The organism is Streptomyces avidinii, assembly GCF_014650695.1.
GTDB classification, from domain to species: domain Bacteria; phylum Actinomycetota; class Actinomycetes; order Streptomycetales; family Streptomycetaceae; genus Streptomyces; species Streptomyces avidinii.
Genome location: NZ_BMVL01000015.1, coordinates 172,595 through 195,687 on the forward strand (window position 1 = coordinate 172,595; position 23,093 = coordinate 195,687).

The 23,093-nt window shown below is 70.7% G+C and carries 24 protein-coding genes; 13 read left to right on the forward strand and 11 right to left on the reverse strand.

Annotated features, from left to right (window positions below):
• The first annotated feature begins 97 nt into the window (after positions 1 to 97).
• The 3 genes from pstC to pstB are packed head-to-tail and all read left to right on the forward strand — an operon-like array spanning position 98 to position 2,976.
• Positions 98 to 1,087 (forward strand): phosphate ABC transporter permease subunit PstC, encoded by a 990-nt coding sequence (gene pstC, locus IE257_RS31045; RefSeq protein WP_030387243.1) that lies wholly within the window; start codon positions 98 to 100, stop codon positions 1,085 to 1,087.
• Positions 1,087 to 2,169 carry a phosphate ABC transporter permease PstA gene (pstA, locus tag IE257_RS31050; RefSeq protein ID WP_189973177.1) on the forward strand — a complete coding sequence of 361 codons (1,083 nt, stop codon included), beginning with the start codon at positions 1,087 to 1,089 and terminating at the stop codon, positions 2,167 to 2,169. Before pstC ends, pstA begins: the two co-directional genes overlap by 1 nt.
• A 30-nt stretch (positions 2,170 to 2,199) precedes the next feature.
• Positions 2,200 to 2,976, forward strand: a complete 777-nt coding sequence (gene pstB / locus IE257_RS31055; RefSeq protein ID WP_030387241.1) for a phosphate ABC transporter ATP-binding protein PstB — start codon at positions 2,200 to 2,202, stop codon at positions 2,974 to 2,976.
• 144 nt (positions 2,977 to 3,120) lie between these two features.
• Here pstB and IE257_RS31060 read toward each other — a convergent pair whose 3' ends face one another.
• Complete coding sequence (locus tag IE257_RS31060; RefSeq protein WP_189973178.1) at positions 3,121 to 4,119, reverse strand: inorganic phosphate transporter; 999 nt, start codon at positions 4,117 to 4,119, stop codon at positions 3,121 to 3,123.
• A 5-nt stretch (positions 4,120 to 4,124) separates the two neighbouring features.
• Positions 4,125 to 4,745, reverse strand: coding sequence for a DUF47 domain-containing protein (locus IE257_RS31065; protein ID WP_008742369.1), 621 nt, complete (start codon positions 4,743 to 4,745; stop codon positions 4,125 to 4,127).
• Positions 4,746 to 4,939: 194 nt separating this feature from the next.
• Between IE257_RS31065 and IE257_RS31070 the strand changes: the two genes are divergently transcribed.
• The gene (locus IE257_RS31070; RefSeq protein WP_030387239.1) at positions 4,940 to 5,266 is read left to right on the forward strand and encodes a metal-sensitive transcriptional regulator; all 327 of its coding nucleotides are present in this window, start codon (positions 4,940 to 4,942) and stop codon (positions 5,264 to 5,266) included.
• A 114-nt stretch (positions 5,267 to 5,380) separates the two neighbouring features.
• Here IE257_RS31070 and IE257_RS31075 read toward each other — a convergent pair whose 3' ends face one another.
• Both IE257_RS31075 and IE257_RS31080 read right to left on the reverse strand, forming a co-directional pair.
• A complete protein-coding gene (locus IE257_RS31075; RefSeq protein WP_189973211.1) occupies positions 5,381 to 5,527 on the reverse strand; it encodes a hypothetical protein in 147 nt (48 codons plus the stop codon).
• A 180-nt stretch (positions 5,528 to 5,707) separates the two neighbouring features.
• Complete coding sequence (locus IE257_RS31080) at positions 5,708 to 6,553, reverse strand: SCO4651 family lipoprotein (protein WP_189973179.1); 846 nt, start codon at positions 6,551 to 6,553, stop codon at positions 5,708 to 5,710.
• Between the two features lie 131 nt (positions 6,554 to 6,684).
• On the opposite strand from IE257_RS31080, the gene IE257_RS31085 reads away from it, so the two are divergent.
• Entirely contained in the window at positions 6,685 to 6,900 is a 216-nt protein-coding gene (locus IE257_RS31085; RefSeq protein WP_189973212.1) for a hypothetical protein, read from the forward strand.
• A 76-nt stretch (positions 6,901 to 6,976) separates the two neighbouring features.
• On the forward strand, positions 6,977 to 7,189 hold the full coding sequence (locus IE257_RS31090; protein ID WP_189973180.1) for a hypothetical protein: 213 nt from the start codon (positions 6,977 to 6,979) through the stop codon (positions 7,187 to 7,189).
• A 188-nt stretch (positions 7,190 to 7,377) separates the two neighbouring features.
• Here IE257_RS31090 and IE257_RS31095 read toward each other — a convergent pair whose 3' ends face one another.
• The 5 genes from IE257_RS31095 to IE257_RS31115 form a co-directional block, all read right to left on the reverse strand.
• Positions 7,378 to 8,106: a phosphatase PAP2 family protein gene (locus IE257_RS31095; protein WP_189973181.1), complete on the reverse strand. Its 729-nt coding sequence runs from the start codon at positions 8,104 to 8,106 to the stop codon at positions 7,378 to 7,380.
• A gap of 202 nt (positions 8,107 to 8,308) precedes the next feature.
• A complete protein-coding gene (locus IE257_RS31100) occupies positions 8,309 to 9,325 on the reverse strand; it encodes a C40 family peptidase (protein WP_189973182.1) in 1,017 nt (338 codons plus the stop codon).
• 58 nt (positions 9,326 to 9,383) lie between these two features.
• Positions 9,384 to 11,069 (reverse strand): serine/threonine-protein kinase, encoded by a 1,686-nt coding sequence (locus IE257_RS31105; RefSeq protein WP_189973183.1) that lies wholly within the window; start codon positions 11,067 to 11,069, stop codon positions 9,384 to 9,386.
• Positions 11,070 to 11,141: 72 nt separating this feature from the next.
• Positions 11,142 to 12,017 (reverse strand): thioesterase family protein, encoded by an 876-nt coding sequence (locus IE257_RS31110; RefSeq protein ID WP_189973184.1) that lies wholly within the window; start codon positions 12,015 to 12,017, stop codon positions 11,142 to 11,144.
• Positions 12,018 to 12,069: 52 nt separating this feature from the next.
• Positions 12,070 to 12,678: a LysE family translocator gene (locus IE257_RS31115; protein WP_189973185.1), complete on the reverse strand. Its 609-nt coding sequence runs from the start codon at positions 12,676 to 12,678 to the stop codon at positions 12,070 to 12,072.
• Positions 12,679 to 12,760: 82 nt separating this feature from the next.
• On the opposite strand from IE257_RS31115, the gene IE257_RS31120 reads away from it, so the two are divergent.
• Positions 12,761 to 13,600, forward strand: coding sequence for a pentapeptide repeat-containing protein (locus IE257_RS31120; protein WP_189973186.1), 840 nt, complete (start codon positions 12,761 to 12,763; stop codon positions 13,598 to 13,600).
• Between the two features lie 292 nt (positions 13,601 to 13,892).
• Here IE257_RS31120 and IE257_RS31125 read toward each other — a convergent pair whose 3' ends face one another.
• Positions 13,893 to 15,047 carry an alpha/beta fold hydrolase gene (locus IE257_RS31125; RefSeq protein WP_308279511.1) on the reverse strand — a complete coding sequence of 385 codons (1,155 nt, stop codon included), beginning with the start codon at positions 15,045 to 15,047 and terminating at the stop codon, positions 13,893 to 13,895.
• A gap of 297 nt (positions 15,048 to 15,344) precedes the next feature.
• On the opposite strand from IE257_RS31125, the gene IE257_RS31135 reads away from it, so the two are divergent.
• The 6 genes from IE257_RS31135 (at position 15,345) to IE257_RS31160 (ending at position 22,397) form a co-directional block, all read left to right on the forward strand.
• Positions 15,345 to 15,653, forward strand: a complete 309-nt coding sequence (locus IE257_RS31135; RefSeq protein WP_008742356.1) for a DUF8827 family protein — start codon at positions 15,345 to 15,347, stop codon at positions 15,651 to 15,653.
• Between the two features lie 102 nt (positions 15,654 to 15,755).
• Positions 15,756 to 16,589: a hypothetical protein gene (locus IE257_RS31140; protein ID WP_189973187.1), complete on the forward strand. Its 834-nt coding sequence runs from the start codon at positions 15,756 to 15,758 to the stop codon at positions 16,587 to 16,589.
• Positions 16,579 to 17,895: a hypothetical protein gene (locus IE257_RS31145; protein WP_189973188.1), complete on the forward strand. Its 1,317-nt coding sequence runs from the start codon at positions 16,579 to 16,581 to the stop codon at positions 17,893 to 17,895. Before IE257_RS31140 ends, IE257_RS31145 begins: the two co-directional genes overlap by 11 nt.
• Positions 17,892 to 19,454 (forward strand): SCO6880 family protein, encoded by a 1,563-nt coding sequence (locus tag IE257_RS31150; protein ID WP_189973189.1) that lies wholly within the window; start codon positions 17,892 to 17,894, stop codon positions 19,452 to 19,454. The genes IE257_RS31145 and IE257_RS31150 overlap by 4 nt, the downstream gene beginning before the upstream one ends.
• A gap of 19 nt (positions 19,455 to 19,473) precedes the next feature.
• Complete coding sequence (locus tag IE257_RS31155; protein ID WP_030390875.1) at positions 19,474 to 20,889, forward strand: ATP-binding protein; 1,416 nt, start codon at positions 19,474 to 19,476, stop codon at positions 20,887 to 20,889.
• Between the two features lie 2 nt (positions 20,890 to 20,891).
• Positions 20,892 to 22,397, forward strand: a complete 1,506-nt coding sequence (locus IE257_RS31160; protein ID WP_189973190.1) for a P-loop NTPase family protein — start codon at positions 20,892 to 20,894, stop codon at positions 22,395 to 22,397.
• Here the strand turns inward: IE257_RS31160 and IE257_RS31165 are convergent.
• Entirely contained in the window at positions 22,394 to 22,960 is a 567-nt protein-coding gene (locus tag IE257_RS31165; RefSeq protein WP_189973210.1) for a GNAT family N-acetyltransferase, read from the reverse strand. The genes IE257_RS31160 and IE257_RS31165 overlap by 4 nt on opposite strands.
• Between the last annotated feature and the right edge of the window lie 133 nt (positions 22,961 to 23,093).

The window sequence follows — 23,093 nt, forward strand, 5'->3', positions numbered from 1 at the left end:
CCGGGCAGCCGACACCTCGGGGGCCCTTCCCCTTCACCCGGGGGAATCCGGTGCACCGCCGCCAGGGGGCCTGCCCCCCACACAGACCGGAAAGACCATGGCTTCCACCACACCCACCCAGATAGACACGGCTCCGCCTGTCGCCAAGAGCGGAAGGTCCACCGGCCGCGCCGGTGACAAGATCTTCGCCGGGCTCTCCAAGGGCTCCGGCATCCTGCTCCTGGTGATCATGGCGTCGATCGCCGCCTTCCTCACCTACCGCGCCACGATCGCCCTGTCGAAGAACGAGGGGAACTTCCTCACCACCTTCGACTGGAACGCCTCGGCCAACCCGCCCGTCTTCGGCATCGCCGTCCTGCTCTTCGGCACCGTCGTCAGCTCGATCATCGCGATGGCCATCGCGGTTCCGATCGCTGTCGGCATCGCCCTGTTCATCTCGCACTACGCGCCGCGCAAGCTGGCCGCGCCCCTCGCGTACGTGGTCGACCTGCTGGCAGCCGTGCCGTCGATCATCTACGGCATCTGGGGCGCCCTCTTCCTCGTCCCGCAGCTGAACGGCCTGAACCTCTGGCTGGACGAGTACCTCGGCTGGACGTACGTGTTCGAGAAGACCCAGGTCGGCGTCGCCCGTTCGCTCTTCACCGTCGGCATCCTGCTCGCGATCATGATCCTGCCGATCGTGACCAGCGTCAGCCGCGAGGTCTTCCTCCAGGTCCCGCGCATGAACGAGGAGGCCGCCCTGGCCCTCGGCGCGACCCGCTGGGAGGTCATCCGGATGTCGGTGCTGCCCTTCGGCCGCTCCGGTGTCATCTCCGCCTCGATGCTCGGCCTCGGCCGCGCGCTCGGCGAGACCATGGCCGTCGCGACCGTCCTCTCCCCGAGCTTCCTGATCTCCGGCCACATCCTGAACCCGGGCGGCGGTACCTTCGCGCAGAACATCGCCGCGAAGTTCGACGAGGCCAACGAGTTCGGCCGGGACGCGCTGATCGCCTCCGGTCTCGTCCTCTTCCTGCTCACCCTGCTGGTCAACGGTGCAGCTCGCCTGATCATCGCTCGCCGCAAGGACTTCTCGGGGGCGAACGCCTGATGAGCCACGCAATCCAGGACCAGCGGCCCACCCGGGCCCGTAAGTCCGCCGCCCCCGCCAGCCTCACCCGCGGCGGCCTGCCCCGCTGGGCACCGGCCGGCATCGCGGTCCTCGCGATCGCCCTCGGCTGCGGCCTCGGCCTCGCCCTCGACCTGAGCAGCAAGGTCCAGTGGGGACTCATCGCGGGCCTGCTGTTCATCGGCATCACGTACACCGCCAGCGCGGTGGTCGAGAACCGCCGCCAGGCCAAGGACCGTGTCGCGACCTCCCTCGTGTGGGTCTGCTTCGTCCTCGCGGTCATCCCGCTGCTCTCGCTGATGTGGACCACGATCAGCCGCGGTCTGGAACTGCTGAGCGGCAACTTCCTCAGCCACTCCATGAACGGTGTGACCAGCTTCGACGAGGGCGGCGGCGTCTACCACGCCCTGCTCGGCACCATCGAGCAGGTCGCCCTCGCCACGCTGATCGCGGCCCCCATCGGCCTGCTGACCGCCGTCTACCTGGTCGAGTACGGCAAGGGCCGCCTCGCCCGGTCCGTCACCTTCTTCGTCGATGTGATGACCGGCATCCCCTCCATCGTCGCGGGTCTGTTCATCCTGACGACCTGGAACCTGATGCTCGGCTTCGGCCCGTCCGGCTTCGCCGGGGCGATGGCCCTGTCGATCCTGATGATGCCGGTCGTGGTCCGCTCCACCGAGGAGATGCTCAAGCTCGTCCCGAACGAGCTGCGCGAGGCCGCTCTCGCCCTCGGTGTGCCGAAGTGGCGCGTGATCCTCAAGGTCGTGCTCCCCACCGCCATCGGCGGTATCTCCACCGGCGTGATGCTGGCCGTCGCCCGCATCGCCGGCGAGACCGCACCGATCATGCTGCTGGTCTTCGGCACCCAGCTGATCAACGGCAACCCCTTCGAAGGCGCCCAGTCCTCGCTCCCCCTCTACATCTGGGAGCAGTACAAGGTCGGCAGTGAACCCTCCTACGACCGGGCATGGGCCGCAGCGCTCGTCCTGATCGCCTTCGTCATGATCCTCAATCTGGTGGCCCGCGGCATCGCCCGCTGGAAGGCTCCCAAGACCGGTCGCTGACGCGACTGTATGAAAGCGAAGTGACCCCTCATGGCGAAGCGAATCGACGTCTCCGGACTGTCCGCCTTCTACGGAACCCACAAGGCCATCGATGACATCTCGATGACCGTGGAGCCCCGCTCCGTGACGGCCTTCATCGGCCCCTCCGGCTGCGGCAAGTCCACCTTCCTGCGCACCCTCAACCGCATGCACGAGGTCACCCCCGGCGGCCGCGTCGAGGGCAAGGTCCTGCTGGACGACGAGAACCTGTACGGCGCCGGCGTGGACCCGGTCGCGGTCCGCCGCACCGTCGGCATGGTCTTCCAGCGCCCGAACCCCTTCCCCACCATGTCGATCTTCGACAACGTGGCGGCGGGCCTGCGGCTGAACGGCAGCTTCAAGAAGTCCGAGCTCACGGACATCGTCGAGAAGTCGCTCCAGGGCGCCAACCTCTGGAACGAGGTCAAGGACCGCCTGAACAAGCCCGGCTCCGGCCTCTCCGGCGGTCAGCAGCAGCGTCTGTGCATCGCCCGCGCCATCGCGGTCGAGCCCCAGGTCCTGCTGATGGACGAGCCCTGCTCGGCCCTCGACCCGATCTCCACGCTGGCGATCGAGGACCTGATCGGCGAGCTCAAGGAGCGCTTCACGATCGTCATCGTGACGCACAACATGCAGCAGGCGGCCCGCGTCTCGGACCGCACCGCCTTCTTCAACCTCTCGGCCGTCGGCCAGCCCGGCAAGCTCATCGAGCTCGACGACACGGACCGGATCTTCTCGAACCCGTCCGTCCAGGCGACCGAGGACTACATCTCGGGTCGCTTCGGCTAAACCCGGGACAGGCGTCCTGCGGTGCTGCATGGCGGTGCCACCGCAAGGCGAAAGAAAGAAAGAGGGCCGGCTCCCCCTGGGTGGGGGGAGCCGGCCCGCTTTCGTACCCTGCTCCGCTCGGCGGCGGGGCGGGGCGGGGTCCCGCTAGCCGAAGGCCAGGTTCACGATCCAGAAGCTGAGCGCGGCGACCAGGGCCGCGGCCGGCATCGTGATGAACCAGCCCAGGATGATGTTCTTGGCGACGCCCCAGCGGACCGCGTTCACACGCTTGGTCGCGCCCACACCCATGATCGCCGAGGTGATCACGTGGGTGGTGGAGATCGGCGCGTGGAAGAGGTACGCCGAGCCGAACATGATCGAGGCGCCCGTGGTCTCGGCCGCGAAGCCCTGCGGCGGGTCCAGCTCGATGATCTTGCGGCCGAGCGTACGCATGATGCGCCAGCCACCCGCGTACGTACCCAGCGACAGCATCACGGCACACACGACCTTGACCCAGACCGGGATCGCCGCGTCGGCGCTCTGCACATCGGCGATGACCAGGGCCATCACGACGATGCCCATCGTCTTCTGCGCGTCCTGGAGACCGTGTCCGAGCGCCATCGCGGCAGCCGACACCGTCTGCGCGATACGGAAGCCGTGCTTGGCCTTGTGCGGGTTGGACCGGCGGAACATCCACAGGATGGCCACCATCACCAGGTAACCGACGACCAGGCCGACGACCGGCGAGACGAACATCGGGATGACGACCTTGTCGAGCACACCCGACCAGATCACCTCGGTGCCGCCGGCCAGCGCCGCACCCACCATGCCGCCGAAGAGGGCGTGCGAGGAGGACGAAGGCAGTCCGAAGTACCAGGTGATCAGGTTCCAGACGATCGCGCCGACCAGCGCCGCGAAGAGGATCCACATCCCCGTGCTGCCGTGGGGCGTCTCGATCAGGCCCTGGCTGACCGTCTTGGCCACGCCACTGCCCAGGAAGGCGCCGGCGAGGTTCATCACGGCCGCCATCGCCAGCGCCGCGCGCGGTGTCAGCGCCCGCGTCGAGACGGAGGTCGCGATCGCGTTCGCCGAGTCGTGGAAACCGTTCGTATATGTGAAGCCGAGCGCGACACCGATGGTCACGACCAGAGCAAAGGTGTCCACGAGGTTCAGGACTCCTTGACCGCGATGGTCTCCACCGTGTTCGCGACGTGCTCGAACGCGTCGGCCGCCTCTTCGAGCACGTCGACGATCTGCTTGAGCTTCAGCACCTCGATGGCGTCGTACTTGCCGTTGAAGAGCTGGGCGAGCAGCTTGCGGTGGATCTGGTCGGCCTGGTTCTCAAGGCGGTTGACCTCGATCCAGTACTCGGTGAGGTTGTCCATCGTCCGCAGGTGCGGCATGGCCTCGGCGGTCAGCTCGGCCGCGCGCGCCAGGACCTCGATCTGCTGCTCCACACCCTTGGGCAGCTCCTCGACGTTGTAGAGGACGACGAGGTCGACCGCCTCCTCCATGAAGTCCATGATGTCGTCGAGCGACGAGGCCAGGTTGTAGATGTCCTCGCGGTCGAACGGCGTGATGAAGGAGGAGTTCAGCTGGTGGAAGATCGCGTGAGTGGCGTCGTCCCCCGCGTGCTCCGCTGCCCGCATCCGCTCCGCGATCTCGGCCCGGGCGGAGGAGTCCGCTCCGAGCAGTTCCATCAGGAGCTTGGAGCCCGTGACGATGTTGTCCGCGGATGCGGCAAACATGTCGTAGAAGCTCGTCTCCCTGGGGGTCAGACGAAATCGCACGTGAGGTCCTCGGGGTGCATTGGATTCGGTCAGGCTGATGCTAGGCGCATCCCCCGGCCACGGCTAACCGGCCGTTCCCCAGTGTCCTCCATCAGGCAGAGTGAGGACCACGGACCCCTGCCCTGTTCGGCAGGGCCCGGTATCCTATACCCATGAGGGGTATGCATCCCTCGTTCCGGACCACGGGAGGACGTATGACGACCATCGAGGCGGAGGGCTCCGCGGAGGGCTCCGGGACCGTCCACGGCTACCACCACCAGAAGGACGAGCACCTCAAGCGACTGCGCCGGATCGAGGGCCAGATCCGCGGCCTCCAGCGGCTCGTCGACGAGGACGTCTACTGCATCGACATACTCACCCAGGTCTCCGCGAGCACCAAGGCACTGCAGTCCTTCGCGCTCCAGCTGCTGGAGGAACACCTGCGGCACTGCGTCGCCGACGCGGCGGTCAAGGGCGGCACGGAAATCGACGCCAAGGTCGAGGAGGCCACCAAGGCCATCGCCCGCCTCCTGCGCACGTAACCGCTCCGGCCCGGCCGATCCCGGCCCCGCCGGCGTTCGAGGCGCGGGGTCCGGGGCGGATCCCCGGCAACGGCGCCGCACCCTGAGCCCGCCGGGAGGCGAGCGGCGAAGCGGCTACCGGCCGAGCAGGACCTCGTCGATCCGGTCCAGGCTCAACCGCTCCTCGACCGCCGCCGACGCAGCGATGATCAGCTCACCGCACAACTCGATCTCGGCGAGAGCCACGTGGTCCTGCACCGTCGTACCGCCTGCGGGAGTCACGCGTGTCACCTCAATCTGCCACCGGCCACCGGCCGTCTTCGGTCCTACCGCACCGCACCACGCGCCGGCGCCCGACTTCTCAGCGTAGGGAGGCCGCGCCTCCCCCCGCATGACACGGATGGACCATTTCCGGATACCGGGCCATGGCCCGATCGCGCCGCCCCGCCCCCACCATCCCCACTAGTCGGCGATCTTCCCGGCGTAAATGTCCCCGGTTGCGGGCAATACGACGGTCACCGGCGTCCCGAATCCGTACAGCAGCGTGGTCGACGACACATCGATCACGCCATTGTTGACGTACGTGAACCGGTGCCTCACCTTCCGCAGACGCCCCTCCTCGTCCAGGTACGCGTCGAACGGCACGGCATCCTTGCTGAACCCTTTCGCCGCCGCCTCCAGCGCCCCCCGCACGCCCGGCGACGCGCTCGCCGCCGCCCGCCCGATGTCCGTGGTCCCCCGGTAGTGGCGCACCTTGGTACCCGCCACCTCGGTCTCCCCCACGTAGGTCACCTGCTGCGCGCCCCGCAGCAACTCGGCCGCGACCAGCGGATCGGTGGCCCCGCCCGTGACCAGGTTCCCGTCGCTGAGGGTCGTCGTGTCGACCCGGACCCACTTGTCGTCCGGGACGCCCGCGCCGCGGTTCTTCATGTACAGCGCGCCCGGCACGAGCAGCTCGGTGATGGGCCGGTGCTCGGCCTTGCCCTTCACATCGGCCGGGAGCATCACCAGGAGCTGCCCCATCCGGTTCTTGAAGTCCACCCCGCCCTCGCCGCGGATCGTGACCCGGGTCCCGCCGGTGGCCATCTCCATGGCCGTACGGGCCCGGGCGCTGCCGGTCCTCGCCAATGCGTCGGCGGCCCCGCGGACCACCGCCGCCGCGTCCGCCGCCGCGTCCGCCGCCGGGGGCCGGTCGTCGTTCCCGTCGCCCGCGCACCCGCTCATCGCCGTGACCGCCAGGGCGACGCCGGCGGCGAGCACCGCCTCACCGGCACGCCCGCGTAGACGCCTGTGCTGGTGAACCACCATCGCCTGCCAACCCCCAACGCATGACCGCTGCTTGCCCGAGGCCCCCACCCGCTCCGCTTAACGAGGTCCGGGGTTTCCCGTCACGGGGACGCGCCCTCCCCGCCCGGCGGCGGCCCCGGTACCGTGGATCCGTGGAACCGCACACCGACGCGACACCGGTCCCTCCGCTCGACTCCCTGCCGCTCCCGCGGCCGGGCGCGCAGCCGGAGCCGCCGACCGGCCACACCACATCCACCGCCGACCGCGGATCGTTCTGTCTCGCCGTCTGCACCTGCGGCTGGAGCGGTCCGGCCCGCCGCTCCCGCGACCTGGCCCGCAAGGACGCGGCCCGCCACACGGCGCCGTAGGGGTCGGGCCGCGTCTTCCTAGGCCGTTCGGACCGCCCGGCTGGCCGGGGTCCGCCGCAGCCGCTGCCCTGGACTCATGCCAGGATCCGCAGCCCGCCTCGCGGCCCTCCTCTGGGCCCTGCTCATCGCACTCACGCCGGCCGCCGCGGCCTGGGCCAGACCCATGGGCTCGGCGGACAGCCCGGCCGACGTGGCGCTGGCCATCGGACTCACCTCCGCCGCGGCCGTGGCCACCGGCTGGTGGCTGCGCTCCCGGTACCGCCGCGACGCCGACGGCGGCGATCCATGACGTCCCGACCCCGACCCCGGATCCGACCCCGACCCCGGCCACGGCCACGGCCCGCGCGGCGGCCGCGGTCCCGGCCGACTGCGGTCCGGATGTGCTTCGGGGCGGCGGTGCTGTGCCTGCTGGCGGCCGTGCTGCTCGCCGTGTGGAACTCGTACGCGCAGACCTGAACCCGGCCGGCCGCCTTCACATCAGGCGGCGAGGTCGCTCTCGTGCGTACGCTGCCCCGCGGGCGGGGTCTGCGCCTGCGGCAGATCGACCGGCAGGGGCAGCGCGCGGCCCTTGGCCCGTACGAGCCGGCCGGCGCGCCGGGAACGGGCCACCGCCCGCACCGCCGGGTTCAGCGCCGCCATCGCGAGCGGCGCGAGCAGCAGCACCACGGCGGTGCCGAGCGCGAAGGCCCCGATGACGTCGGTCGGGTAGTGGAGGCCCATGTAGACGCGGCAGAGGCCTTCGGCGAAGGCCAGCCCGATCCCCAGGAGGCCGAACCTCCGGTTCGCCACGAACAGGCCTACGCCCAGGGCCATCGCGAGGGTGCTGTGGCCGCTGACGAAGGAGAACTCGGTGTGCCCGAGCCCCGAACCGAAGCCGGGATCGAGCACCTGGAGGCCCTCGTGCTGCATGAACGGCCGCGGCCGGCCGACGAACTCACGCAGCGGCACATTCACGAGCAGCGCCAGCCCGGCGGCCAGCGGGGCCCAGACGAGCGCGGCGATGGACTCGACGGCGACGGCCTCCTCCTGCCGGCGGGCACCGTGCCAGCACCACAGGACCAGGAGCACCAGGGCGAGCAGGATCCCGTACTCCCCGACCAGGCTCACGACCCGGTCCAGCCACGCCGGAGCATGCCGGGCGGCTCCGTTGATCTCGTACAGCAGGCTGACATCCACGTTCGGCCCACCTGTTGTGAGTCCAGCCATGGTGATGCGGCCCCTTGCCCTTGCCGTGGTCCCCTGCGGACGCACCCCTGTGTGCGCCCCTCCGCTCCCGCTTGATCAACCCCCGCGTTCATGGAACGCCCGTTCTGGCTCCTACGTTCCATTCTCCACGCAATGATCACTCCAACGTTATCGAAGAGTGACTCATCGTCGCAGCTCAGGGCCTTTGCCTTACGGTGAGTTACTACGATGCCCGACCGGTGGCGGGACGCGCCGGAAGGGCCTCCGCACCATCCTTGGTGACACGCGTCGCACCGAAGTAGTCGGGGGTGTCGATCTTGTCGAAGCGGATGACGGCACCGGTATAAGGGGCGTTGATCATGTAACCGCCGCCCACGTACAGCCCGACGTGCCGGATCTCCCGGGAGTTCGTCAGATCGTCGGAGAAGAAGACGAGATCACCGGGCAGGAGTTGATCGCGCGAGGGATGCGGCCCGGCGTTGTACTGGTCGTTCGCCACCCGCGGCAACTCGATCCCCACGGTCTCGTACGCGGCCTTGGTCAACCCGGAACAGTCGAACCGCCCGTCCTGATCGGGCGTCCCGTTCCCGCCCCACAGGTAGGGCGTCCCGAGCTGCTTCTGCGCGAAGTAGATGGCCCCGGCCGCCTGTTGCGAGGGCGCCACCCGCCCGACGGGCCGCTCGAAACTCTTGGCCAGAGTGGTAATGGCCTTCACGTACCCCTGGGTCTCGCGGAACGGAGGTACCCCTTGGTGCTGCATCACCGCACCGGGCCCCGCGTTGTAGGCGGCCAGCATGTTCGTGACGGGGTCTCCGGGAACCCTCCTCACGTAGCGCGCGAGTTCGCAGTCGTACGAAGCGGCCGAGGGAATGGCGTCGTTCGGGTCCCAGATGTCACGGTCGCCGTCGCCGTCCCCGTCGATCCCGTGCGTGGCCCAGGTGCCGGGGATGAACTGGGCGATGCCGCGCGCATCGGCGGGACTGACGATGTGCGGGTCCCAGCCGCTCTCGGAGTAGAGCTGGGCGGCCAGGACGGCCGGGCTCAGGGTCGGGCAGAGAACGCCCCACTTCTGCACCAGCGCCTGGTACTTCCCGGGTACCGCTCCCTGGGCCAGCCCAACGGGGCGGCCGCCACCGGTCGCGATGCCCGCGGCGGCGGAGTACGTGCCGACCACGAGGAGAGCGACGAAGCACAGACACGCTCCGAAGCTGATCCCGCTGATCACCCAGAATCTGCGCACCCGTCAACCCTCCCCCATCGAACGGTCTTTCACCGGGATTCGCCGCTACGTGTCGGATTTATCCCTTTTGCGGCCCGCTGTCGAAGCCCTCGCAGGCAATGCTCCTGTGTTCCGTATCCGAGACGGCATGCCGGAACACCACCGTCCAGCCACCGGGATCCTGCGAGAGCGGAGGCGCCTTGACGGTCCTGCCGTTCAGCTGCATGGAGAAGTCGTCCGGGTACGTGACGTACTTCCACTCCACCTCGTCACCTTCGTACAGGTCCCGGGCCTTGGCAAGGAAACCGAGCTGGCGATTGTCGGTCACGTCGGTGGACCGGCCGTTCTCGTCGACCTCGTGCTGCGGCTTCACGACGACGGCCACGTAGTACGGCGGTACGTCGGGGAGCGCGTTCTTGACCCTGTACCCGATCTCCACCTTGCCCGACTTCAGCTGCGGGTCGTCCATGGACCGGGGCAGCGCGGTCTGCAAGTCCAGGATGCCGTGCTCCTCCTCGCCCCTGGTGCAGCTGCGGTGAATGGGGTTGTAGTCGTCAAGATTTGGCTCGGTCTGCCTGATGAACATTGGCGGACCCGTCGGCGACTGCGCCGCCGGGGCGCCGGAGCTTTGACCGCCGGGAGCAGGCGTCTGCGCGGCAGGCGTCTGTCCGGCAGGCGTCTGTCCGGCAGGCGTCTGTCCGCCCGCCCGGCCGGCCGCGCCCTCCCGACCTCCCTCACCCCCCAGCGGCAGCTTCCACACCGCCACGGCTCCCACCACAGCCAGCGCAACCCCGGCGGCCACCAGGGCCCCCGTCCGCCGGCGCTTCGGCAACGCGGCGGTGACCAGGCCCTGGGTCGGGGTGTAGCCGTGCACCAGACCGGGGCCCTGCGTCCGCATCTCGTGCACCGGCACGGCCTCACCCAGCGCGCCGAGCCCGAGGTACACCGCATCGTCGATCAGCGCGTCCCGCACCCCGCACCGCCGGATGACCTCGGCCGGATCCGGCCGCACCGCCGGATCCTTCGCCACGCACGCCTCGATCAGCCCCGCCAGCCCCGGCTCCACCCCCGCCACGTCGATCGGCTCGTGCACCGCCCGGTAGCTCACCGTCGCCGCCACGCCCGTCCCGAACGGCGGCCGCCCCGTCGCCGCGTACGCCAGCGTCGCGCCCAGCGCGAAGACGTCCGCCGCGGCCCCGGCCTCCGCGCCCAGCAGCACCTCCGGCGCCGTGTACCCCGGCGTCCCCGGAGCCTGCCCGTCCTGCGTGAGCGCCGTCTCGCCCACGCCCCGCGCGATGCCGAAGTCGATGAGCTGCGGCCCCTGCGCGCCCAGGATGACGTTCTGCGGCTTGAGGTCCCGGTGCGTCACCCCGTACGCGTGCACGCTCGCCAGCCCCTCCGCGAGGGCCGCGAGCAGCCGCCGGCAGGTGTCCGCCGGCAGACCACCGCGCTCCGCCACGGCATGACCGAGCGTCGGACCCGCCACGTACTCGGTCGCCAGCCAGAACGGCGCCGCCGCCAGCGAGGCGTCGATCAGGTTCGCCGTGTACGCCGACCGCACCGCACGCACCGTCTCGGCCTCACGCCGGAACCGGGCCAGCGCCTCCGGATGCCCGGTGATCTCGTCCCGGATCACCTTCACGGCGACCAGGCGCCCACCGGGCGACCGCCCGAGGTACACCTGTCCCATCCCCCCGGCGCCGAGCCGGGCCAACAGCGCATGCGCCCCGATCTGCGCGGGGTCGACGTCTCTCAGGGCCTCCACCGGCACGAGCCTGCCACACCGACTCCCGCGCCACAGCGGCGGGTTGAGGTGCGGCCGACCGGCAAGACGTCCCTAGGAACGCGGCGCCACGTACAGGCTCTGCGCACTCCGCCCGATGGGCCCCTTCTCGTCGTGCAACAGCGCGTCCGCGAGCCCGATCCCGGCGGCATCCACACTCGTACGGGCCTCCACGCACGCCCACTCGCCCACCGGGTGGCGGGTCAGGTGCACGGTCAGGTCACCGTTGATGAAGACGTACCGCCCGAAGTCCATCACCGAACTGATCCCGTTGCCCGAGTCGGCGGCAACCAGCACCCGGTCCAGCGGCCTGGTCGCCTCCCCGGCGACGAGCGGCACCTTCATCCGCATCCAGCAGGTACCGGGGCCCAGTTCGACGAAGGCGCCCTCGGTGAACCGGGTCTCCATGGCCGAGTGGTAGCCGGTCTCCCACGGCACGGGGAAGAACGGCGTCACCGCCACCTCCCCGGGCGGCGGCAGCTGCGGCCCCGGGACCACGGCGGGCACGGCCTCCTCGGCGACCCGGATCCGCAGGGCCCGCGCCAGCATCACGGGCGCACCGCCCGCCGGGGCGAGGGCGGCCTCGACCACCTCGGTACCGCGCCCGGCCCGCAGCACGGTGGTGGTGATCTCCAGCTCGCCGATCGGGACGGGGCGCAGGATCTCGTACGTGATCCGCGCGACCCGCATGTCCGTCCGCGCACCCGGCCGCTCCTCGACGGCCCGCCCGAGCAGCGCCGCCGGCGGCCCGGCATGCTGCGAGCCCGGGTCCCACGGCCCCCGCGTGTACTCGGTGGCCAGGAAGCGCCCGGCGTCGATCCGCTCGAAGAACCCCTCGGGCCCCTGGGACCCCGGGGACCCCTGGGCACCGTCGGAATCCTCGTACCCGTCGGACCCCTCGTACCCGTCGCACCCCTCGGCAGCACCCATACCGCCCACGCTACCGACAGGTAACCGCGGCCACCACCCCCTGGTCACGCACTCAACGGGCGAACCCCAGCCCCACCCCCAGCCCCACCAGAACCGACCCGATGGCCCGGTTCAGCGCCTTCTGCGCCTTCAGCATCCGGTCGCGCAGCCGGGAGACGGAGAAGAACAGCGCGACCGCCCCGAACCAGCCCAGGTGCGCCGCCGACATGAACAGCCCGTAGCCCGCCTGCTGCCACACCGGAGTCTCCGGGTTCACCACCTGCGTGAAGGTCGACACCACGAACAGCGTCGTCTTCGGATTGAGCACATTCGTCAGGAACCCCGACCGCATCGCCCCCAGCCGGGTCAGCTGCGGCTTCGACTCCAGGTCGACGGTCACCTCCGCCCGCGCCCGGAAGGTCCGTATCCCGATCCACACCAGATACGCCGCACCCGCCAGCTTGATCGCGGTGAACAGCGCGGTGGAGGAGGCGATCAGCAGACCGACACCGAGCATCGTGTAGGAGACGTGGACCAGCACGCCGGCCGCGACCCCGGCGGCGGCGAACAGCCCGGTGGGGCGCCCGTAGAGATAGCTGTTGCGGACCACCATGGCGAAGTCGGCACCGGGACTGATCACGGCGAGGAGAGTAATAACAGCGACTGCGATCACTTCTGTCATACGGGGATGCTCACCGCCGCCGCCCCCCGGATCAAGACCCCCGTGGATCAAGCGCCCGGGGGACCCGACGCGACGGGGGACAATGGACAACGTGCCGAACCATCCCGCCGCCGCCCTCCCCGCGCTCCCCGTCCTGCAGGCCGACTGCGCGAACTGCTTCGCGCTCTGCTGCGTGGCGCTGCCCTTCGCCAAGTCCAACGACTTCGCCGTGAACAAGCCCGCCGGGACCCCCTGCAAGAACCTCCAGCAGGACTTCCGCTGCGGCATCCACACCCGGCTGCGCGACAAGGGGTTCCAGGGCTGCACGGTCTTCGACTGCTTCGGCGCGGGCCAGCAGGCCTCCCAGGTCACCTTCGAAGGCCGCGACTGGCGCACCCACCCGGGCACGGCCGGCCAGATGTTCGAGGTCTTCCCGGTACTGCGGCAGCTGCACGAGCTGCTCTTCTACGTCAGCGAGGCCCTGACCCTCCCGGCGGCCGCCCCGGTCCACGCCGAGCTGCGCCGGGCCCTGACGGAGACCGAGGAATGGACCCGCGCCGACGCGCAGGCCCTGGCCGACCTGGACGTCGGCCCCCTCCGCCAGCAGATCAACGCCCTGCTCCTGAAGACCAGCGAACTCGTACGGGTGAAGGTGCCGGGCCGCAAGAAGAACCACCGCGGCGCCGACCTGATGGGCGCGCGCCTGTCGGGAGCCGACCTGCGCGGCGCGAACCTCCGCGGCGCCTACCTGATCGCCGCCGACCTCACCCGCGCCGACCTCCGCACGGCGGACCTGATCGGCGCTGACCTCCGCGACACCAACCTCCGCGGAGCGGACCTCCGCGACGCCATCTTCCTCACCCAACCCCAACTGAACGCAGCCCAGGGCGACCCCACGACCCAAATCCCCCCCACCCTCACCCGCCCCACCCACTGGACCTGACCCCGCCGGCATTCGAGACCCAGGACCCGGACCGCAGCCCCGCTCTCCCAGCCCCGCCGGCATTCGAGGCGCAGGACCCGGGCCGCAGCCCCGCTGCTTCAGCCTCGCCGGCGTTTGAGGCGCGGGACCCGGACCGCAGCCCCGCTGCTTCAGCCCCGCCGGCGTTTGAGGCGCGGGACCCGGACCGCAGCCCCGCTGCTTCAGCCCCGCCGGCGTTTGAGGCGCGGGGTCTGGGGCGGAGCCCCAGCAACGGCCCCGCACCCGCCCCGCCCACCCCGGCGGCGCCGACCCCTCACACCCGCGCCAAAAACCCCCGCACGGCAGCGAAGTACCCCTCCGGGTCCCCGACCCGCACCGCATGCCCCGCCGGCAACTCGACCAACCGCACCCCCGCCCTCCGCACCGTCATCTCCCGCGCGTGCTCAGCCGACAGCACCCCGCTCCGATCCCCCCGCACCAGCAGCGTCGGCTGCCGCACCCCCAGCCAGTCCCCCCAGTGGTCCCCGTTCAGCCCCCGCTGGGACGCCACCATGTCCTCCACCTCGAACGCGGTCCCCCACCCGTCCGGGTACTCCCGCAGAGACCCCTCCAGGTGCGGCGCTGCACTCCCCACCCCCGCCAGGAACCCCTCCCGCGTCGCGGCCCTCCTCGGCCATTCCCGTGCGAACGACAGGTCGCCGTCGACCACCGCCCCGATGTCCTCGACCACCACCGCCCGCACCAGATCAGGCCGCCGCGCCGCGAGCTGGTACGCATTGACCCCGCCCAGCGAATGCCCCAGCACCACCGCCGGCCCCAGCCCCAGCTGCTCCAGCAGGGCCGCCGCGTCCGCCACGTACCCCTCCCGCGAGTACTCCCCCGCCCGGTCCGAGTCCCCGTGCCCCCGCTGGTCCAGGGCGATCACCCGCCACGCCGGCCCCACCTCCCGGGCCAGCCCCTCGAAAGCCGACGCCCCCGCCCCGAAGTGGCCGTGCAGCGCCAGCAGCGGAGCCCCCGGCCCACCGAAATCCGTATGGGCGAGGCGCCGCCCGTCCTGCGTCACCATCACCCCCGGCAACGGCCCCAGCTTGTCGATGACCCGCTGCCGCAGCAGCTGGTACTCCTCCCAACGCCTCCGCAGCCGCCCGCCCGGCCGCTTCACGATCCGCCCCGGCGTGACCGTCTCCCCCCGCCGGAACTGTTCCCTCGTCAGATCGATCCGGAGGCCACCGGGCAGCAGGTTCCACCAGTGGTAGCCCTCCTGCCGGCCGTCGTGGAACACCTCGCCCAGCACCAGGTCCCCACCCACGAGGTCCTGCACCACGAGAGCGGTGATGTCACAGTGCCCCCACCCGGGATTCTCCGGAGTCCAGGGAATCTTCGTGATGTCGGAGGGCTCGCAGGTCTCGGCCGACCATCCCGCCCGGATGGCCGCCTCGAGGTCCGCGAGAGTCCATGCAGTCGTCATGCTCCCCAGCGTGCCGCACCCCACTGACAACGCCGTCGCGCACGCCACCGCGCACCCACAAGACGACAATCATTGCCCGGCGTCACCCCCCGTGATACACAGAGTGACCGGATGTTCTCGCGCATACACACCGCCCCTGCCCAGGTCAGAGCGCGGAAACGGAGCGCGGGCCGCGAGATCGGGTAAAGAGAGCCGTCAAGTCGACGACGACGGCGGTTTCATCAGCGAAGATAGTGCGTAACCCCTGCCGTCGGGCAAGGGGCTTCCGGAACTACCCATACAGGGGCGGTGAGTTACATGATCCTGGCAGCCGAAAAGGGCGACATCACCACCATCATCGGCGGAATCGCCCCGAACTGGGGGCCTTTCGGCAGTCTCGGCAACGAAGCGAAGGTCATGATCGAGGTGGTCATGGCCGTGGCGATCCTGCTCTGCCTGGGCATCGCCATCTGGGGGGCGGCCAAACAGCGCATCGGCGCGACCGCCCTGCGCGACACGTTCAGCGCCGAACAGGGCAAAGGCCTGATCGTGGCCGGCCTCACCGGAGTCTTCATCATCGGCTCCCTCGGGACGCTGTTCACGATCGTCTACGGGATGGCCGTCTAGCCCGGTCGCGCGCCGCACCCCGTAGCTGATGACGCATCACCACACCACATCCACGCGGGAACCAGCGCTACCGTCGTACGACGCGGAGGGGGCGAACAGGGAATGAGCAACGACGACCAGTACGGCGGCGCCGGCGGCTACGGCGAGGTCGGCGGCACCGGCCAGACCCGCACCCGCCTCCCGGACGCCCCGGCCGACCCCTACGGCCCCACCCGCCGCACCCCGCGCACCTCCCGCAGCCTGATCACGGTGGTCGGCGTGGTGGTCCTCCTGATCGCGGCCATCGCCTTCGCCAACTCGGGCCCGGACACCCCCTCGGACCCCGCCTCGGACAAACCCCCGGCCACCTCCTCCACGGCAGCCACGGGCACGGACCCTGTCACGGGCAAATCCGCAGGCATCCCCAAGGGCTTCGCCCACGACGAACAGGGCGCGCAGTCGGCAGCCGCCAACTTCGCGGTGGCACTGGGCTCTGACGGCATGTTCAAGAAGCCGACCCGGCACGCCCTGGTGGACGGAATCTACGCACCTGACGTGGCATCCCGGCTGAAGGGACCGCAGGACGAGGCCTACTCGGCCGACTTCCTGGCCAAGCTGGGGCTCGATGCCAACGGCAACGCACCGCAGGGCAGCACCTTCGTCACCCGTACCGTCCCGATCGGCACCCGCGTGGAGAGCTACACGCCGACCACAGCCAAGATCGCCGTCTGGTACACCGGTCTGATCGGCATGTCCGGCCCCAAGTCCACCGACCCGGTGCGAACCCTCTGGAAGACCTGGACCTTCGAACTGAGCTGGATCGGCGAGGGCTGGAGAGTCATCGACGACACCCAGCAGGACGGGCCCGCCCCGGTTCCCGGCGATGTCCCTGTGTCGACGTCGGACGACATGAGCAAGGCCATCAAGGAATTCGGGGGATTCACCTATGCCCGCTAGCCTCCGGCTCCCCACCCGGCTGGGCCTGATCGCCTCCGCCCACCTCGCCGTCGTAGCCATGGCGTCCGCGGCACATGCCGCTCCCACGCCGACTCCCACGCCTCAGGGGACCACGGACCCCTGCGCCCTGCTCGACGGACCCTCCAAGCAGTACTGCCAGAGCGGCACGGGCACGTCCGGCGGCACCCCCCAAACAGGCCTGGCACCCAGCGACGGCGGAGACGCCCTCAACCCCCTCGCCTCCCTAGCCCGCGGCTGCGCCGACGCCGCATCCTGGATCGTCACCAAGCTCAGCGAAGCGGTCAAGGGCTCGGCCGAGGTCGACTTCACCAACCCCGCCTTCCTCAAGCAGTACGCCGTCGTCTTCGCCGCCTCCACCATCCTCACCCTCGTCCTCTGGCTCTTCGCCGTCGCCAAGCGAGCCGTCCGCGGCGTCCCCCTCACCACCGCCATGTCCGAAGCCATCGGCTTCCTCTGGCTCACCGTCCTCGCCTCCGCCTTCACCCCCCTCATCCTCTACACCGTCGTCTCCGCCACCGACGGCGTCACCGAGGTCATCGCCTCCGCCGCCGGCGGACAGACCGACGTCTTCTTCGGCTCCTTCTCCGAAGCCCTCAAGAAGGGCGACGACATCGGCGGCGGCCCGATCATGCTGATCGTCGTCGCACTCGTCACCGTCCTCGCCGCCGGCGTGCTCTACCTGGAGCTGTTCATCCGGGCCGCCCTCCTCTACGTCGGCGCCCTCCTCGGCGTCGTCGTCTACTCCGGGCTCGTCGACCGCAACCTCTGGGGCCACGTCCGCCGCTGGGCCGGCATCATGATCGCCGTCATCCTCGTGAAGCCGGTCATCGTCATCGTCCTCGGCCTCGCCGGCGCCCTGACCGGCGAAAAGGGCCCCAACGCCTTCTCCGCCGTCGTCACCGGCCTCGCGATCATCCTCCTGGCGATCTTCGCCTCCGCGATGATCTACCGCTTCGTCCCCGGCTTCGGCGACGAGATCGCCTCCGCCCGCGCGGGCCGCAGCAAGGCCACCGACGGCGCCCAGGCAGCCGCCGTCATCAGCTCCCCGGCCTCCCTCGTCTCACAGGGCATCAAGACCCACAGCAGCCGCGGCGCCCACCGCGGAGGCGACGGCGGCGGCAGCAACAGCGCGCCCCGCCCCGCCAACCCCCTCTCCGGAGGCGTGGCCGCCCACAGCAGCCGACCCACCTCCGGCGGCGGGGCCGGCGGCGGATCTGTCCCCTCCGCCGCACCCCCGCCCCGCACGAGCTCGAGCACGAGGAACACAGGAGGTGACGGGCGTTGACGACCCAGTCCCACCAGATGCACCCGGTCGCGCCCCGCCGCACGTATCTCATCGGCCGCGCCCGGCCGAACGCGATCGTCGGCAAGAACCGCGAGACCGGCGAGATCGCCCTGATCATCGCCGGGGCGTTCTTCGGCATGATGAGCGGACTGCTCGTCCCCGACCTCACCCTGCGCATCGTCAGCCTCGCCGGCTTCCCCATGCTCGCGCTCGCCGCCGTGTACGTCCCGTACAAGGGCCGCACCTTCTACCGCTGGTTCGAGATCAGCCGCAGCTACAAGAGGACCCTGCGCCGCGGTACGACGTACCGCTCCGGCGCCATGGAAGCCGGCATCCGCGGCTCCGACGGCCGCGAGGTCGAGGTCGGCCCGCCCCCCGGCATCGGCCGCATCAACTGGCTCGCCGCCCCCTTCGGCCCCGACGAGATCGCCGTCCTCCTGCACGCCGACCGCCGCACCGTCACCGCCGCCATCGAGATCGAGGGCCCAGGCGTCGGCCTGCGCGACAGCGAGGACCAGGAGGCCCTCGTCGACCGCTTCGGCACCCTCCTCAAGCACGTGGCCAACGGCGACGGCTTCGTCACCCGCCTCCAAATGCTCGCCCGCACCCTCCCCGCCGACCCCGACGCGCACGCCAAGGACGTGGCCCAGCGCGGCGACACCCAGTCCCCCGGCTGGCTCCGCGACTCCTACGACCAACTCCAGTCGATGGTGTCCACCTCCTCCGAGCAGCACCGCGCCTACCTCGTCGCCTGCATGCACTACACGCGCGAACTCGCCGCCGAGGCCAACGCCATCGCCCGCGCCGGCACCCCCCACAAGGGCCGCAAACTCGACCGCGACGCCGGCCTCGCCATCGTCATGGCCCGCGAGCTCACCGACATCTGTGCCCGCCTCGCCGAGGCCGACATCCGCGTCCGCCAGCCGCTCGGCCAGGGCCGCCTCTCCTCCCTCGTGCACTCCATGTACGACCCGGACCACCCCATCGACCACATCCAGGCCATGACCAAGCGCAACGCCTGGCCGGCCGAGCTCGACGCGGTCGAGCCCACCTTTCTCCAGGCCAAGACCCGCGAGTCCTCCACCCGCGCCCCCTGGTGCCACGCCACCGCCTGGGTCAAGGAGTGGCCGATGACTCCCGTCGGCGTCAACTTCCTCGCGCCGCTGCTCGTCCACACGCCCGACGTGATCCGCACGGTCGCCGTCACCATGGACCTGGAGCCCACCGAGGTGGCCATCGAGCGCATGCTCACCGAGAAGACCAACGACGAGGCCGACGCCTCCCGCGCCGCCAAGATGAACCGGACCGTCGACCCCCGCGACATCGCCGCTCACGGCCGACTCGACCAAAGAGGTGAAGATCTCGCCAGCGGTGCGGCGGGAGTCAACCTCGTCGGGTACATCACGGTGTCCTCGCGTTCGCCGGAGGCCCTCGCCCGCGACAAGCGGACGATCCGCGCCTCCGCCGGCAAGTCCTACCTGAAGCTGGAATGGTGCGACCGCGAGCACCACCGCGCCTTCGTCAACACCTTGCCGTTCGCCACCGGCATCCGACGCTAGCTGGAGGGAAGTGCCGCCCATGCGAGATCCCATGTCCGCCCTGACGGACGCCTTCACCAGCTTCCTCTTCGGCAAAGTCGAAACCACGCGCCTGCCCGTCCGCACCTCCACCGGGCAGGCGCAAGCCGTCTACCTGCCCACCGCCGCCCCCGGACTCGGCGACTCCGGCGTCATCATCGGCCGCGAGGTCTACAGCGGCAAGGGCTACATCTACGACCCCTTCCAGCTGTACGGACAGCAGCTCCCGGCCCCCCACTGGCTGGTCCTCGGCGAATCCGGAAACGGCAAGTCCGCCCTGGAGAAGACCTACGTACTGCGCCAGCTCCGCTTCAAGGACCGCCAGGTCGTCGTCCTCGACGCCCAGGGCGAGGACGGCGTCGGCGAGTGGAACCTGATCGCCCAGCAGCTGGGCATAACCCCCATCCGCCTGGACCCCATCGCCGCCAATGACGACGGGATCCGCCTCAACCCGCTCGACCCGGCCATCACCGCGACCGGGCAGCTCGCCCTGCTCCGGACCATCATCGAGGTGGCCATGGGCCACGGCCTCGACGAGCGAGCCGGCTTCGCCCTCAAGGTCGCGCACGCGTACGTCGTCGACACCATCCGCGACCGCCAGCCCGTCCTCACCGACATCGTCGAGCAACTGCGCCACCCCGAAGCCGAATCCGCCCTCGCGATGAACGTCGACATAGACGATGTCCGGGCCTGGGGTCTCGACGTCGCGCTCGTCATCGACCGCCTCGTCGACGGCGACCTGCGCGGCATGTTCGACGGCCCGACCACCGTCGGCATCGACCTCGACGCCCCGCTGATCGTCTTCGACCTCTCCCACATCGACCGCAACTCCATCGCGATGCCGATCCTCATGGCGATCGTCGGCGTCTGGCTGGAACACACCTGGATCCGGCCCGACCGCAAGAAGCGCATCTTCCTCGTCGAAGAGGCCTGGCACATCATCAACAGCCCCTTCGTGGCCCAGCTGTTCCAGCGCCTGCTGAAGTTCGGCCGCCGCCTCGGCCTGTCCTTCGTCGCCGTCGTCCACCACCTCTCCGACGTCGTCGACGGCGCCGCCGCACGCGAGGCCGCGGCCATCCTCAAGATGGCCTCGACCAGAACCATCTACGCCCAGAAGGCGGACGAGGCCCGAGCCACGGGCCGGGTCCTCGGCCTGCCCCGCTGGGCGGTGGAAATCATCCCGACCCTCACCCCCGGCATCGCGGTCTGGGACGTCAACGGCAACGTCCAGGTGGTCAAACACCTGATCACCGAGGCCGAACGCCCCCTCGTCTTCACCGACCGCGCCATGACCGAGTCCTCCGCCCCCACCCGCCTCCCCGCCGACATGCTCGCCGCCGAACTGGAGGCGGAGGAACGGGCCCTGTCCATCGAACGCCGCCGCGGCGGCCCGGGATCCGCGACCACGGTGGCCTGACCATGCACGACGCACGACGTACGGAGACCCCCGCACGCGGCGGCGGCATCCCGGACGGCCTGCTGGTCGGCCTCCTGGCCTTCCTCCTCGGCCTGGCCGTCCTGGTCTGGTCGGCCACCGGCCTGGCCGCCGTCGCCGCCAAGGGCGCCTGGCCCGACACGGTCACCTTCACCCGGACCCCGGAGGCCGTCCGCGCCCTGATAGCGCAGCCGCACGACATCCCGGGCGCCTGGCCGGACACCGACCCGGCGGCCCTGTCGGGCTGGGGCCTGTTCTGGGGCCTGTTCGTCAGCCAGCTCCTGGTGCTGTTCGTCCTCACCGTCTTCGCCATCGGCGTGATCGCCCGCACCAAATCCCGCCGCGCGCTGACCAAGCACCTCGCGGAGGCAGAAGCGGCAGCCCCGGCTGCTCACTCAGCCCCGCCCGCGTTCGAGGCGCGGGGGTCCGGAGGCAGCGCCCCCGGCAACCCGCCCGCACACGCGGCCACCGCAGCGGCGGCCACCGCACCGGCAGCCACCGCACCGTCCGACGAGGCCTACCGCTACGGCTTCGGCCACGCCCCCCAGCCGACGGCGCCCGCCGCCACCCCGCAACCCACAGCCGACGGAGTCACCTTCGCCGGCCCCGACGACCGCCTCCGTGCCGCCGCCCACCGCATCAGGGAGACCGAGGGCGCAGCCCTCATCGTGACCTCCTCCCCCACCCTGTGGGCGGAGACCAAGGACGCCCGCGCCAAACTCGGCCCGGTCCTCCTCTACGACCCGTGCCACCTGTGCGACACCCCGGCGCGCATGCACTGGAACCCGGCCGAGGGCTGCGCCGACCGGGACACTGCCGCCGCCCGCGCGATCGCCCTGCTGGCTCCCGTACGGCCGCAGGCCCGTATGGACGCCGCAGTCGCCGACACCGCCGAAACCCTCCTGCGCAGCTGGCTCCAGGCCGCCGCTCTGGACGACCGCCCGTTCAAGCTGCTCCACCGCTGGGCCCAGGGCAACAGCGCCCAGGACCCGGTCCGCATCCTGCGTACCCACCCCCAGGCCGCCCCCGGCGCGGCCGGCGAGCTGGAGAGCGCACTCACCGCCCACCCGGAACGCCGAGAGCTCGCCCAGAGCCTGACGGCCCGTGCCCTGTCCTGCCTGACCTCGATCCACATCCGCGAGGCCTGCAATCCGAACCGAACAGATGCGCTCACCTTGGCATCGTTCGTCGCCGAAGGGGGCACCCTCTATCTGGTGGGTGAACCTCTGGAGGATCCCGGCACCCACCCGGGTGCGATGCCCCTGCTCACCGCACTCGCCTCGCACGTGGTCGAGCACGGCCGCCGCATGGCCGCACGGTCATCCCACGGTCGGCTCGACCCACCACTTTCCCTGGTGCTGGACGACGTGGCCGCCGTGGCCCCGATCCCCCAGCTCCCGGAACTCGTGACCGAGGGGACGCTCCCTCTGCTCGCCCTGTGCCGCAGCCGCGAACAGGCCCGCTCCCGCTGGCCCCAGGGCGACTTCTAGGCCGTCGCCGTGGCCGGCCGCTGGAGCACGTACTCCAGCTCCTTGGCCTCCGCGCTTCCGGGCTTGGGCACGACCACGCCGCTCGGCCGGAACCCGTACCGCCGGTAGAAGGCCGCGGCCCGCGGATTGCCCTCGTGCACGAAGAGCCGTACGCGTTCCAGCACCGGCTCCTCCAGCCCCCAGGCCCATTCCAGCGCGCCGGCGAACAGCGCCTCGGTCAGCCCGGTCCCCCGCTGGCCGGCCCGCACGAACACGCCCACGACATGCCCCTGGGTCCGCTCGACTCCCTGGTCGAAGAAGTCGGTGCTCCCGCCCGCCTCGACGATCACGGTCACCGACCCGTCCCAGGCCCCGTCGGGCGCCTCCGCCACGAACTGCCGTACCGCCCGCCCCTGGGACGCCCCCTCGGTGCGCCCCTGCCAGAACTCGTCGGGCTGCGCCTCGGCCTGCTCCACCGTCTCGAGGAAGGCCACCGGCGCCGCCGGGTCGTGCAGCGCGGCGATCCGCAGCTCCTTGACCTTCTCCCACTCATCACCACGTACTGCACGTATCACGTGCCGAATCTCGCTCATGCGGCAAGATCCTAGCCACGGATCATGCGGGCCTCACCTGAAAATCCGCACGTCAAACGGCCCGTGAACGCAGAAAAGCCCCGCACCGAACCCATAAGGGTTGGTGCGGGGCTTTCCCACAATG

Coding starts and splice junctions, on each gene's coding strand:
- pstC (WP_030387243.1), top strand. CDS start 98: ATGGCTTCCACCACACCCACCCAGATAGACACGGCTCCGCCTGTCGCC.
- pstA (WP_189973177.1), top strand. CDS start 1,087: ATGAGCCACGCAATCCAGGACCAGCGGCCCACCCGGGCCCGTAAGTCC.
- pstB (WP_030387241.1), top strand. CDS start 2,200: ATGGCGAAGCGAATCGACGTCTCCGGACTGTCCGCCTTCTACGGAACC.
- IE257_RS31070 (WP_030387239.1), top strand. CDS start 4,940: ATGACGACCATCGAGGCGGAGGGCTCCGCGGAGGGCTCCGGGACCGTC.
- IE257_RS31080 (WP_189973179.1), bottom strand. CDS start 6,553: ATGGTGGTTCACCAGCACAGGCGTCTACGCGGGCGTGCCGGTGAGGCG.
- IE257_RS31090 (WP_189973180.1), top strand. CDS start 6,977: ATGCCAGGATCCGCAGCCCGCCTCGCGGCCCTCCTCTGGGCCCTGCTC.
- IE257_RS31095 (WP_189973181.1), bottom strand. CDS start 8,106: ATGGCTGGACTCACAACAGGTGGGCCGAACGTGGATGTCAGCCTGCTG.
- IE257_RS31110 (WP_189973184.1), bottom strand. CDS start 12,017: ATGGGTGCTGCCGAGGGGTGCGACGGGTACGAGGGGTCCGACGGGTAC.
- IE257_RS31115 (WP_189973185.1), bottom strand. CDS start 12,678: ATGACAGAAGTGATCGCAGTCGCTGTTATTACTCTCCTCGCCGTGATC.
- IE257_RS31120 (WP_189973186.1), top strand. CDS start 12,761: ATGGACAACGTGCCGAACCATCCCGCCGCCGCCCTCCCCGCGCTCCCC.
- IE257_RS31125 (WP_308279511.1), bottom strand. CDS start 15,047: ATGACGACTGCATGGACTCTCGCGGACCTCGAGGCGGCCATCCGGGCG.
- IE257_RS31135 (WP_008742356.1), top strand. CDS start 15,345: ATGATCCTGGCAGCCGAAAAGGGCGACATCACCACCATCATCGGCGGA.
- IE257_RS31140 (WP_189973187.1), top strand. CDS start 15,756: ATGAGCAACGACGACCAGTACGGCGGCGCCGGCGGCTACGGCGAGGTC.
- IE257_RS31145 (WP_189973188.1), top strand. CDS start 16,579: ATGCCCGCTAGCCTCCGGCTCCCCACCCGGCTGGGCCTGATCGCCTCC.
- IE257_RS31155 (WP_030390875.1), top strand. CDS start 19,474: ATGCGAGATCCCATGTCCGCCCTGACGGACGCCTTCACCAGCTTCCTC.
- IE257_RS31160 (WP_189973190.1), top strand. CDS start 20,892: ATGCACGACGCACGACGTACGGAGACCCCCGCACGCGGCGGCGGCATC.